We start from the raw sequence: 12,161 nt of genomic DNA on the forward strand, positions 1-12,161 counted from the left end.
TATGTACTTTTGATGTGGTTTTTGCATTCAAGTAAGTTAGGTGCATATAAACTCTAAAAAGTTTCAACATTTTAAATAAATGTTGAAACTTTTTTTATTGTTTTTAAGTTTTAGAGTTTGGTAATAACTTGAGTAACTTTAGTGCAGATGTTTTATGTTATCAGCAGTTCAAATAATTGTTTTAAATTTTTATTTTTGAATTATTTAAATTTTTATTGGTACACTTTTAAGATGCTTAACCCCTCACGAATTTTATTTTATGTTTTTTATCCAAAGAAACCAACGTTGAACTACTTTAAATCATGTACATCAATCTTAAATAATTCTGCCGCATTTTTCCATAAAATTAGTTCTTTTTTATCGTCTGCTAAATCTAATTGATGCATAAATTTTAAATATGATTTCATATTAGAAATTGGCCAATCTGTGCCATATAATAAATATTTAGGATCACAAGCATACGTAATCATTTCTTCAATTTCTCTTTTCATGTAGCGTTCAAATTTATCGCTAAAATCTCCCAAAACGAGTCCAGAAATATCTGCATAAACGTTTTTGTTTTTATAGACAACTTCCATACAATCTTTAATCCAAGGATTGCCAACATGGCAAATTACAATTTTTAAATCTGGGTAGTCTACCGCCAAATCATCAATATGTAAAGGATGAGAATATTTTACTTTTCCTGTTGGCGCATAGGTGTCACCAGAATGAAACATGACAGGAACATCGTATTCAATAGCCATTTCATACATCAATTTAAAACGGATATCATTTGGGTAAAAAGGCTCATAACCTGGGTAAAACTTTAAGCCTTTAATAAAACCTTGTTGTAAATATTTGCTAATTTCTATAACGTCTTTATAATTGTAATGCCAGTAACTAACGCCTGCAACAACACCTAGATTTTTGTATCCTTTAACAGCTTCTACAACTTGTTTTGTGCTTGGTCTATGTTCATTTACTTTATAAGAAGACAATACTAAAGAATAGTCTACATTGTTGTCTTTCATTGTTTTAGAAAGTAAATCTAAACTCTCTGTGATAGAGGTTACCCGTTCTTCGTGGTAATTGTTAAGGTGTGTATGTACGTCTATAATCATGTTATGTGATTCTTAATTTTGTAAATTAAAATAGTAATATTTGGTTTAAATTTATTTTTGGTTTGTTGTTATTCTTTTAAAGCACTATAAATAATTTGCTCTAGTTGGTTATTAATACTGTTGTTAAAAGGAGATGATAATACTTGTCTTAATTGAATAACGATTAAATTATTTTTTGGATCAATCCAAAATACGGTACTAAATGCACCTGACCAACTGTAAGTGCCATCGGGTCTATTAGAATGACCATCGGCAATATCAAATCCAAATCCAAAGCGAGCAGATCCCCAAGGATAAGAAAGCGAATCAATCTGATTTTGATGCATAGATTTCGCTGTTTTAGCTTCTAATATTTTTATACCTTTTAAGGATCCGTTATTTAGCATTGTTTGGCAGAAAATAAAATAAGCTCTTGCGGTTCCTGTCATTCCACTTCCGCCAGATGCATATGTTTTGGCACCTTCTGTAGGGTAGTTTGCAATATACATTTTACCCATATTAGAAGCTTGGGTAATTGTTCCGTTTTTTGTGGGTAAAAAAACTTTTGCAAGGTTGTCTGTGTAAGATTCATCAAAATAAAAATCTAACATTTCGATGCCTAAAGGTTTGGTAATATTTTCTCGAATATACTCATCTAATTTCATTTCTGAAGCAACTTCAACCACCCGACCTAAAACATCTGTATTTAAACCATATGCCCATTTAGTTCCTGGTTCATGGGTTAGCGGAAGATTGCCAATTTTGCTCATGGTCTCTGTGGTTGTTATTGGTAAATGTGTGCTTAAATCAGGTATGCCGTTTTTCGCTAAAATTGCACCAAACACTTGCGGATTCATAAATCCGTAAGGAACACCTGCCGTTTGGGTTAACAAATGACGCACTGTGGGGTTGGTCATAGACGGTTTACTTGTCCATGTAGTATCTTTCGGATTAAAACTTGTTAATATTTGAGTTTCTTTAAAAGAGGGAATAAATTTACCAATAGGATCGTCTAATTTTAATTTGCCTGCTTCAATTAATTGCATCGCTGCAACAGAGGTAATTGGCTTGGTCATTGATGCCAAACGAAATAAATGGTCTTTATTGTACGGTTTGGTTCTGGCAGAATCAGACCAACCGATTGCCGATTCATAAATTATTTTACCATTTTTAGCAATTAAAGTCACGGCGCCGGGGTATTTTTTTGCGTTTACAAAGTTCATTACCAAAGTTTTAATTTTTGCTAAACTATCGGATATCATACCAACATCCTCTGGTTTTGCAAATTGAAATTCAGTTACTTTTTGCTTTTTATGTGTGATAGAACAAGAACAGATTAATAAACTAGCAATAAGAACAAAAACGGTATTAGACAACTTCATAGAGTGTTTTTTTTAAAAGAATGATTACTAAAGGGAGGTTCTTTGACTTATAAATTACTAAAAGATAAAAAGCTTTATGCATTAAAGCTTGATGCCCTGAAACAATTTTAAGTAAAAATCTAAATTACCTTATTTTATTTAGATAGTCAAATAAAAAAAAATCTCCAAGTTTTGCAAGGAAGTTAAGGTATTTAAATGCAGGCGCTTTGCTTCCTTGATCTCGATTCATAGTTTTTGTTCTCTTAACTGCTAAACGAATCATTATTTGACAAAAACAGGCGAGTTACCTTATGTTAAAACGGTTTTATGGGTTAGACGTATTTGTTAATTTTTGTGAAGGATTTTATCAAGGATTTTGTGGTTTTGGTAAATTATCTAGTGGTGAACTAATTTGTTTATTTTAAAATAGTTAAAAAAAGGAATTTGTAAATTTAAGGTGTACACGTCAGAACTATTTCTTTGGATAAAAGTCAAGTAAAATGAGTCAATTAGTTTTTATTGTGATAACTCAAAGAAAATAGACAAGAGAATTTGATAATGCGCAGTTTTGGTTTTTTGATTAAAGGAAGAAATCACATAAAATTTTATACCTTTAAATTTCAGTACTATGGGATTTTTCCTAACGTCGAAATGTTAAAACGTGAGGATTTTTCTTGCATTAAAAGTAGGTGAATTATTTGTAAAACTAATATTACTAATTTTGCAAATGATGGTTAACTAGCAATCTTTTTATCAAAAATACATTATGCTTATTAATTTTCAGTTTACTTCGTTATACCTTCTTGTAAATACGTGATGATTTTATAGAGTAGTAATTTTTTTATCAAAATTTAAAATAAAAAAAAACCTCCAAGTTTTCACAAGGAGGTTAAAGTATTTAAATGTAACTGGGTTGCCTTATTTAATCAACTCATAACTTCTTTTAATAAAGCTTGTTAAATCTTTACCATGTAAAAGGTTTTGAGCTAATTTTGCCAAATCAAAAGCTTGCGAAATTAAATGTTTTTGTGAAGCTTCATCCTTATCATTTAAGATGTTAGAAATTAACGGACTATTTGTGTTCACTACTAAATTGTACATGTCAGGAAAGTTCCCCATTCCCATCATTCCACCACCACCAGAAGCTTGCATTTCTTTCATTCTGCGCATAAATTCTGGAACTGTAATAATAAACGGAGAAGCATCAGAATCCATCGCTTCTAATTGAACTGTATACGTTTCTTTAGGAACGTTTGCCTCAATCATTGGCTTTAAAGTTTCTTTTTCTTCATCAGATAATTTAGAAATTACAGTTTCATCTTTTTTGATTAAATTATCAATAAAATCAGAATCTACTCTCGTAAATTTTACTTTTGCATCACCACCTTCTAGTTTCTGCATTAAATGAGAAATAATAGGAGAGTCTAAAACAAGAACTTCATAGCCTTTTGCCGTTGCAGATTCTATAAAACTGTGCTGTGCTTCTTGGTTTGATGTGTATAAAACAACATGATTACCGTCTTTATCAGTTTGAGTTTCCTTTGTTTTTTCAACCAATTCATCAAACGTAAAATAAGAATTTGCAACGGTTGGGTATAAAGCAAACTTCTTTGCTTTGTCAAAGAATTTATCTTCAGACAACATTCCGTATTCAATAATTACTTTAATATCGTTCCATTTTGTTTCAAAATCTGCTCTGTCTTTTTTGAACAAAGAAGATAATTTATCAGCAACCTTTTTAGTTATGTAACCTGATATTTTCTTTACCGCACCGTCTGCTTGTAAACCAGAACGAGAAACATTTAAAGGAATGTCTGGAGAATCAATCACACCTTTTAACATCTGTAAAAAGTCTGGTACAATTCCTTCAACATTATCCGTTACATAAACTTGATTTTGGTATAACTGAATTTTATCCTTTTGCATATCCATAGACGGACTTAACTTTGGAAAGAACAAAATTCCTGTTAAGTTAAAAGGATAATCAACATTTAAGTGAATGTGAAATAAAGACTCTTCAAATTGCATTGGATACAATTCTCTGTAAAAGTTATTATAATCTTCTTCATTTAAGTCAGCAGGCATTTTTGTCCAAGCTGGGCTTGTATTGTTAATGATATTATCAACATCAATTTGTTTGTGCGCTTCGGTAGTTTCTTTACCATCTTTATCGGTGGTAGTTGCAGGCGTAAAATCTGGATCGTTTACTTTTTTAGTTCCAAATTTAATTGGCACTTGGTTAAAACGATTGTATTTATTTAATAAACCTTTTATTTTATCTTCTTTTAAAAACTCTAAAGAGTCTTCTGCAATGTGTAAAACAATTTCTGTACCTCTGTCAGATTTGTCGTGCTCAACGAGCGTATATTCAGGAGAGCCGTCACAAGTCCAATGTGCAGCGGGTTCATCTTTAAAAGACTTTGTAATAAGGTCTACTTTTGCAGCCACCATAAAAGCAGAGTAAAAACCTAATCCGAAATGGCCAATAACGCCAGTTTCGTTTTTGTCATCTTTATATTTTTCTAAAAACTCTTCGGCTCCAGAAAATGCAATTTGGTTGATGTATTTTTCAACCTCATCCGCAGTCATTCCTAAACCTTGGTCTTTAATTGTTATGGTTTTCGCTTTTTCATCAATACTGATTTCTATTTTTGCGTCGCCTAATTCGGTATTAGCCTCACCAATAGAAATTAAGTGTTTTAATTTTGTAGTTGCATCTGTACCGTTAGAAATTAACTCACGTAAAAATATTTCGTGATCAGAGTACAAGAATTTTTTAATCAGCGGAAAAATGTTTTCTACTGATACATTAATATTTCCCTTTGCCATAATATAGTATGTTTTGTTTTTGTTGATGTTATTCGCTGTAGTTTTTTTTATAAAAAAAGCACAAACCAAACATCGCTGTTTTAATTCTAAACCAAGTAGTCAAAAAAAATACCAAACATTTTATTATGACAAGATGACAGATAGAATCAGATTACGATAAATTGTGTGTAAATTGAAAATTCACTATTTTTGTTAGTTGTAAACAAACAAATAACTAAAAAATACCACTTTAAATTATGTATAATTCAAAAATTACGGGTCTTGGATATTATGTTCCTGAAAATGTTGTGACCAACGACGATTTAAAGGAATTTATGGACACTTCAGATGAATGGATTCAAGAAAGAACAGGCATTAAAGAACGAAGATGGATCGATCCAAAAACTGGCGATAATACTTCTTCTATGGGAGCCAAGGCAGGTAAAATTGCCATAGAAAGAGCGGGTTTAACAAAAGATGATATCGATTTTATTGTGTTTGCAACCTTAAGCCCAGATATGTATTTCCCTGGCGGCGGCGTGCGCGTACAAGATATGTTAGATATGCCAACGATTGGTGCTTTAGATGTTCGTAATCAGTGTTCTGGTTTTATTTATGCGATGTCTGTTGCAGATCAATTTATAAAAACCGGAATGTATAAAAACATCTTGGTGATTGGTGCTGAAAATCATTCTGGCGGATTAGAAAAATCTACTAGAGGTAGAGGTGTAACTGTGATTTTTGGGGATGGGGCAGGAGCCGCAGTATTGTCACGAAGTGAAGAAAAAGAAAAAGGAAAAGGCATTTTATCAACGCACTTACATTCTGAAGGAAAACATGCGAGAGAATTAATGTTAGAGGGTCCGGCAACCGGAAGATGGGTTCCAGAAATTTTGGCAGAAAATGATCCTGAAGACCAATCTTATTATCCGCATATGAATGGTCAATTTGTTTTTAAACATGCTGTTGTTCGTTTTTCTGAAGCAATTTTAGAGGGTTTACAAGCTAATAATTTGCAGAAAGAAGATATTGATATGTTAATTCCGCATCAAGCAAATTTAAGAATTGCACAATTTATTCAAAAGAAATTTAAATTAACCGATGATAAAGTGCACAATAACATTCAAAAGTACGGAAATACAACAGCTGCATCAGTAATCATTGCGCTAACAGAAGCTTGGGAAATGGGCAAAATTAAAGACAATGATTTGGTTGTTTTAGCTGCTTTTGGTAGTGGTTTTACTTGGGGAAGTGTCGTTATTAGATGGTAATAATTTAAGAAGAGCTGCAAAATGAAGAGAAAATATAAATTTTTTTTATTGATTTCAAATGTTAGTTTGATTTTAATTGGGATGAATATTTTTTTAAAATTTATACCTTTTGAAAGCTCAAAAGTAAACCCAATTTTAATTTTATTTTTCTGTCTGATGAATATTTTAATCGCATTGAAATCTTCATTTGAGGCTGTTAATCATAAATAAATTTTAGCGTTTAGAATTTTAGAGAATAATTGAAGATCATTTTTTCAACATAAAATACTGATTTATATAACTTTTAAAGTATTGTTAAATTTTAAGTAAATAAATTATTTTGTTTGTATAAACAGTATTTTCGTTGAACAATTCATCTAAAAACCATCAAATTATGAAATTAGTTGCTCTTAAACCTTTTCTTTTTATTGCGCTAGCAATAGTCACCTTACATATAAACGCTCAAAAGATTAGTGGCAAGGCAACTTATATTTCTAAATCTAAAATGGAACTGGGTAGTTGGGGCGCAACATTAAGTGAAGCTGCGAAGAAAGATGTAGCAGCGCGCCTTAAAAATAGGTTAGAAAAAACTTATTTTTTAACGTTTAATAATCAGGAATCTTCTTTTTTAGAAGAAGAAAAAATTGATGCCATTTCAGGGGCTACAGATTCTTGGGGAGGTTATTTCTCTAGAGGAGATCATTACAAAAATATTAAAGAACAGAAGTTAGTGCAAAGTCAAGAATTTTATGGAAAACGTTTTCTAGTAAAAGACGAATTATATAAAATAGATTGGACGATGGGTACGGAAACTAAAAAAATTGGCCAATATACATGTTACAGAGCAAAAGCTTTTGTGCCAGCAAAAGAGCTTAATTGGTTCGATTTTTCTTGGGGAGATTTAGCACCAACCACCAAAAAAGAGGGTGATACAGAAAATCTAACGTTGGTAGAAGCTTGGTATACACCTCAAATCCCTGTAACGCAAGGTCCCGCTGAGTATTGGGGTTTACCAGGATTAATTCTAGAAGTAAGCGTGAATAATACAACTTTGTTATGCATTGAAGTTGAGCTTAATAAAGATGATAAAATTGCTATTCAGGCTCCAGAAAAAGGAAAAGAAATTACCAAAAAAGAGTATACTTTAACGGTACGTGAGAAAATGCTTGAAATGAGAAGTAATAGAATGGGAAGAAGAGGTTAAACCTGCTATTTTCAATAATTTTAATTTTTTCTAACCAATAAAAATTTACAATCTAAAGAGACAAACTCTAATAATTTTGCCAGTCTAATATTTAAAATTTTTACCTGAAGCTTTGTTGTGAGCTAATACTATTTTTTTTGTTATTCGAGATAATTGTAGGCTCTTTAGGATTAGTATAAAAAGAACTTTCTTCATTTATATGACTGATAGCTGCAAAACATTCTTTATCTTGTAGGTAACAGAACCAAACAATTATATTTATTTTTTAGTATTAATTTTGTTTAATTTATTTTACAACTATGAAAAATAGAACATTAGTCATCGGTGCATCTACAAATCCTAATAGATATTCTAATATTGCTATTAAAAGATTAAGAGACAAAGAATTACCAGTGGTAGCTTTAGGCTTTAGAAAAGGAAAAGTTTTAGATGTAACTGTAGATGATGAACAACAAGAGTACAAAAATATAGATACGGTTACGTTATATTTAAACCCTGAAAGGCAAGAAGAATACTACAATTATATAGTTTCTTTAGCGCCAAGACGAGTTATCTTTAATCCTGGAACAGAAAACACTGCGTTGGTAAAGTTACTAGAAGAAAATAAGATTGAGGCAGAAGTAGCATGTACTTTAGTTTTATTATCAACAGACCAGTATTAATCTTTGTTTAAGAAGTATAAAATAAATAGTTAGCAACGTGCTAAAAATCTTTCTTTTAGAATTTGTTAATAGATACCTAGTTGCTGCTTTTAGGACTTAAATTAAGATTAATGGTTTCTATAATTAACTTTTTAGCTTAAATTAGAGCTTAATTAGCTGTTTTTTTAGAGAGTTGATGATATAAATAGTGCGCTACAAATTAGGTGGAAAAGGACTGTAATTAATACAGCTTTATAAATTGATAAAACAAGCTTAAAAAGTCTTTTGAGCTTGTTAAAAATGCCAAAGCATTATTTAAAGTTTTGAAAGGTTTGTACGGACAAACTAAAAGGGAATTGTTACCAATAAAATACTGATCTAGAGAATTGTACTAATTGAACTGCGCTTAAGAATTAAATTGCTGTGGCCGGTTTCAATGCAGTTTAAATTACAAAAAGGAAAACTAAAATTGATGATTTAGTCAAATCTGTGAGAACAGAAATAAAGAAATAGAAAATAATCTAAAAACATTCACAAAAATAGAACAGCTTAAATATGACATATTTAACTCATATTTTGAGGTATAGTTATAATTATTGCACGTTACTCGGTGAAAAAGGATATTATAATTGATACTGTTGCTTTACGCAATACTAAATACTTTTCCAGGTTCTGCTAATTCTGTTTTTTTGAAAATTTCTTGGGCTTCTCTCTGAAACAAAGAAATATCTTTATATCTGCCAGAATAATGACCAATAATCAGTTGTTGAGCGCTGGCATCTTTAGCAATTTGTGCTGCTTGTTTAGAAGTAGCATGTTTGGTTTTTTTTGCCAAATCTTCTCGATCGGCTAAAAAAGTAGCTTCATGGTATAATAAGTCCACGTCTTTTATAATCGGAATGATATCTGGCTTATAACAGGTATCGCTGCAAAAAGCATAACTTAAAGGTTTTTTTGGGGGTAAGGTTAATTCTGCATTTGGTATAATTTCTCCTGTTGATAAAACAACATCTCTACCCGCCTTAATATTTAGATAATCAGAGGTATCAATTTCTTCATAATTGTTAATGTTCTGAAGATGTAGTTTTCTAGGATTTTCTTTTTCTACAAACAAATATCCGTTTGTATACACCCGATGATTTAAAGGAATTGTATGCACAGAAACTTTATCGTCTTCAAAAATTACTTCACTTTCTTTAGAGACTAGTTCATGAAAAATAATAGGGTATTTAGCATGACTCTGCGAGGTTTTTAACTGCAACATCGTAACTGCTTTGATACCTTTTGGTCCGTAAACATGCAATTCTTTTTCTCTACTTAAAATTCCATAAGTAGCCAATAAACCTACTAAACCATAAAAATGATCTCCGTGTAAATGTGAAATAAAAATATGATCAATTTTAGAAAAGCCAACTTTATATTTTCGCATTTGTCGTTGTGTGCCTTCGCCACAATCTATTAAAAAATGTTTGTTATTTATTTCTAAATATTGCGAAGTAGGAAAAGCATTTGCTCGGGGTGTTGCTGAATGGCAACCCAATATGGTAAGGTTTAAACTCATTGAATTACGAAACGTTTAGAAACAATTTTCTTTTTATTTTGTATGCTATAAATATACATGCCTGCCTTTAAATCGTTTTTGTAAAAAGGAATCGTGTTTTTGCCAATTTCTGTTTGAAAATCTTTTTTAAAAACTATTTTTCCTAAAACATCTTTTACCAATAAAGTAATGGTAGAATTTGTGGTTATTTTAAAAGTAATATTGGTGTTTTGTTTAAAAGGGTTTGGAGCAGTTGAAACATCTTCAATTTCATTTTCTTGAGAAAACCCAACGGCAATCACACATAAAAATAGCATAAAAAGTATCTTTTTTATCATAATTTTCAATGGTTTTAAAAACCTAACTCTCTCTCCATTGCTTCCATTTCTAATATGTCTTTAGCTTCTTGAAAAGTAGGTACAATATTAAAGTGTTCAGGAAAATTGTCCATAACTGCTTTATCGCTTATAATAGCAAAAGATATACCATTTTGCTTTTTTTGTACTGCAAAATCCAAAAATAGTAAATAATCTTCTTTGGTCGTGTTAATATTATTAGAAAGTTGCACTATTAAATGTTCAGCTGCTAGTTCTTTTTCTTTCGATAAAAATGATGCAAAAAATTCTACAAACGTATTTTCATCCGAAGAAATAAGGGTGTAATTTTTATTTTTTTCTACGTTCATTTATTTATCTTTTTATCTGTTGTGCCAATAAATAGATTACCGCCATTCTAATGGCAACTCCGTTTTCTACTTGATTTAAAATAATAGATTGATCAGAATCTGCAACTTCACTTGTAATTTCTACCCCTCTATTGATGGGACCTGGATGCATAATAACAATTTTCTTTCCAAGATTATCTAAAATTTCTTGATTAATGCCAAAAAGTTGCGTGTATTCTCTAGTAGAAGGAAAATATTTAATCTCCATTCTTTCGTGTTGTACCCTTAATACGTTAGCAACATCGCACCATTCTAATGCTTTTTTTAGATTGTTTTCTACTTCTACACCTAAACTAGAAATGTATTTCGGTATTAGGGTTGTTGGGCCACAAACTTTTACTTGGGCACCTTGCAATTGCAGCGCAAATATGTTAGATAAAGCAACTCTAGAGTGTAAAATATCACCAACAATAACTATTTTTTTACCTTTTACAGAGCCTAATTTTTCTCTGATTGAGTAAGAATCTAGCAAAGCTTGCGTGGGGTGTTCATGTGTTCCGTCTCCTGCATTGATTATTTTTGCATTTACGTGGTTCGATAAAAAGACACCTGCACCAACATTTCCATGGCGCATTACAACAATATCTACCTTCATCGCTAAAATATTGTTTACCGTATCTATTAACGTTTCTCCCTTTTTTACAGACGATTGTCCTGCAGAAAAATTAATAACATCTGCAGAAAGTCTTTTTTCTGCTAATTCAAAAGAAAGCTTTGTTCGTGTACTGTTTTCAAAAAATAAATTGGCAATTGTAATGTCTCTTAAAGAAGGTACTTTTTTAATAGGTCTGTTAATGACTTCTTTAAAATGATCTGCAGTTTTAAAAATAAGATCAATATCGTTTGCATTCAGATATTTTATGCCAAGCAAATGTTCTACGCTTAAACCCTGCATTTCGGTAAATTTAAATTAAGTATTATTTTAGACATTTCTTTTTTGTAATTAGTCGTATCTCGCAACTACTATTTTATGAATGTTATCGCTGTTCTAAATAAACGGCGTCTTTTTTGCCAGTTTCTTTCCAGCTTACCAAAACTTTTTCCTCGTTAATGGCATCAACTTGTCTGCCTCTATAATTTGGCTGAATTGGTAAATGCCTGCTAAAGCGTCTGTCTATTAAAACAAGTAACTCTATGTTTTCGGGTCTGCCGTAAGATTGAATTGCTGTTAAAGCCGCTCTTACACTTCTACCAGAATATAAAACATCATCAATAATGACTACTTTTTTGTCTTCTATTAAAAAATCAATTTTAGAGGTTTCTGCCGCTAACGGAGTCTCTTTTCTTCTAAAATCGTCTCTATAAAAAGTAATATCCAACAATCCTAATTTCAGATCTTTTATATGGTAGGCTGTTTTTAGTAATTCTGCCAATCTGTTGGCTAAAAATGTACCTCTGGGTTGCAAACCAATTAAAACAGTATTCGAAAAATCGTTATGATTTTCGATGAGCTCACAAGCTAATCGATGCAAAATAATTTCAATATCTTTTGAGTTAAGTAAGGTTTTTTTGCTCATAAGAATGCAATCAAATTTTAGCAGATAGTGGTTA

The 12,161-nt window shown here is 31.1% G+C and carries 11 protein-coding genes; 3 read left to right on the plus strand and 8 right to left on the minus strand.

The annotated features are described in order from the left end of the window. Nucleotides 1-290: 290 nt before the first annotated feature. The 3 genes from ES044_RS07775 to htpG all read right to left on the minus strand — a co-directional run bounded on the left by ES044_RS07775 (nucleotide 291) and on the right by htpG (nucleotide 5,272). Complete coding sequence (locus ES044_RS07775; protein WP_147186980.1) at nucleotides 291-1,103, minus strand: amidohydrolase family protein; 813 nt, start codon at nucleotides 1,101-1,103, stop codon at nucleotides 291-293. Nucleotides 1,104-1,171: 68 nt separating this feature from the next. Then, on the minus strand, nucleotides 1,172-2,464 hold the full coding sequence (locus tag ES044_RS07780; RefSeq protein WP_147117484.1) for a serine hydrolase domain-containing protein: 1,293 nt from the start codon (nucleotides 2,462-2,464) through the stop codon (nucleotides 1,172-1,174). An 897-nt stretch (nucleotides 2,465-3,361) separates the two neighbouring features. Beyond that, nucleotides 3,362-5,272, minus strand: coding sequence for a molecular chaperone HtpG (gene htpG / locus ES044_RS07785; protein ID WP_147117485.1), 1,911 nt, complete (start codon nucleotides 5,270-5,272; stop codon nucleotides 3,362-3,364). A 236-nt stretch (nucleotides 5,273-5,508) separates the two neighbouring features. Here htpG and ES044_RS07790 point away from each other — a divergent pair, with 236 nt between their 5' ends. The 3 genes from ES044_RS07790 (at nucleotide 5,509) to ES044_RS07800 (ending at nucleotide 8,367) form a co-directional block, all read left to right on the plus strand. After that, entirely contained in the window at nucleotides 5,509-6,522 is a 1,014-nt protein-coding gene (locus ES044_RS07790; RefSeq protein ID WP_147117486.1) for a 3-oxoacyl-ACP synthase III family protein, read from the plus strand. A 373-nt stretch (nucleotides 6,523-6,895) separates the two neighbouring features. Next, a complete protein-coding gene (locus ES044_RS07795; protein ID WP_147117487.1) occupies nucleotides 6,896-7,705 on the plus strand; it encodes a GLPGLI family protein in 810 nt (269 codons plus the stop codon). Between the two features lie 299 nt (nucleotides 7,706-8,004). After that, nucleotides 8,005-8,367, plus strand: a complete 363-nt coding sequence (locus ES044_RS07800) for a CoA-binding protein (protein WP_147117488.1) — start codon at nucleotides 8,005-8,007, stop codon at nucleotides 8,365-8,367. 622 nt (nucleotides 8,368-8,989) lie between these two features. Here the strand turns inward: ES044_RS07800 and ES044_RS07805 are convergent. From ES044_RS07805 to pyrR, 5 genes are all read right to left on the minus strand, one after another. Next, nucleotides 8,990-9,907 (minus strand): ribonuclease Z, encoded by a 918-nt coding sequence (locus ES044_RS07805; RefSeq protein WP_147117489.1) that lies wholly within the window; start codon nucleotides 9,905-9,907, stop codon nucleotides 8,990-8,992. Then, entirely contained in the window at nucleotides 9,904-10,224 is a 321-nt protein-coding gene (locus tag ES044_RS07810; protein WP_147117490.1) for a T9SS type A sorting domain-containing protein, read from the minus strand. The genes ES044_RS07805 and ES044_RS07810 overlap by 4 nt, the downstream gene beginning before the upstream one ends. 14 nt (nucleotides 10,225-10,238) lie before the next feature. Continuing rightward, nucleotides 10,239-10,571: a hypothetical protein gene (locus ES044_RS07815; protein WP_147117491.1), complete on the minus strand. Its 333-nt coding sequence runs from the start codon at nucleotides 10,569-10,571 to the stop codon at nucleotides 10,239-10,241. 4 nt (nucleotides 10,572-10,575) lie between these two features. Continuing rightward, entirely contained in the window at nucleotides 10,576-11,505 is a 930-nt protein-coding gene (locus ES044_RS07820; protein ID WP_147117492.1) for an aspartate carbamoyltransferase catalytic subunit, read from the minus strand. A gap of 82 nt (nucleotides 11,506-11,587) precedes the next feature. Then, on the minus strand, nucleotides 11,588-12,127 hold the full coding sequence (gene pyrR, locus ES044_RS07825) for a bifunctional pyr operon transcriptional regulator/uracil phosphoribosyltransferase PyrR (protein WP_147117493.1): 540 nt from the start codon (nucleotides 12,125-12,127) through the stop codon (nucleotides 11,588-11,590). Nucleotides 12,128-12,161: the final 34 nt, after the last annotated feature.

The organism is Polaribacter sp. IC066 (genome assembly GCF_007997085.1).
Taxonomy (GTDB): domain Bacteria; phylum Bacteroidota; class Bacteroidia; order Flavobacteriales; family Flavobacteriaceae; genus Polaribacter.

What these genes read in the sequence shown, in the direction of transcription:
- ES044_RS07775 (WP_147186980.1), bottom strand. Translation starts at nt 1,103, where the DNA reads ATGATTATAGACGTACATACACACCTTAACAATTACCACGAAGAACGG.
- ES044_RS07780 (WP_147117484.1), bottom strand. Translation starts at nt 2,464, where the DNA reads ATGAAGTTGTCTAATACCGTTTTTGTTCTTATTGCTAGTTTATTAATC.
- htpG (WP_147117485.1), bottom strand. Translation starts at nt 5,272, where the DNA reads ATGGCAAAGGGAAATATTAATGTATCAGTAGAAAACATTTTTCCGCTG.
- ES044_RS07790 (WP_147117486.1), top strand. Translation starts at nt 5,509, where the DNA reads ATGTATAATTCAAAAATTACGGGTCTTGGATATTATGTTCCTGAAAAT.
- ES044_RS07795 (WP_147117487.1), top strand. Translation starts at nt 6,896, where the DNA reads ATGAAATTAGTTGCTCTTAAACCTTTTCTTTTTATTGCGCTAGCAATA.
- ES044_RS07800 (WP_147117488.1), top strand. Translation starts at nt 8,005, where the DNA reads ATGAAAAATAGAACATTAGTCATCGGTGCATCTACAAATCCTAATAGA.
- ES044_RS07805 (WP_147117489.1), bottom strand. Translation starts at nt 9,907, where the DNA reads ATGAGTTTAAACCTTACCATATTGGGTTGCCATTCAGCAACACCCCGA.
- ES044_RS07810 (WP_147117490.1), bottom strand. Translation starts at nt 10,224, where the DNA reads ATGATAAAAAAGATACTTTTTATGCTATTTTTATGTGTGATTGCCGTT.
- ES044_RS07815 (WP_147117491.1), bottom strand. Translation starts at nt 10,571, where the DNA reads ATGAACGTAGAAAAAAATAAAAATTACACCCTTATTTCTTCGGATGAA.
- ES044_RS07820 (WP_147117492.1), bottom strand. Translation starts at nt 11,505, where the DNA reads ATGCAGGGTTTAAGCGTAGAACATTTGCTTGGCATAAAATATCTGAAT.
- pyrR (WP_147117493.1), bottom strand. Translation starts at nt 12,127, where the DNA reads ATGAGCAAAAAAACCTTACTTAACTCAAAAGATATTGAAATTATTTTG.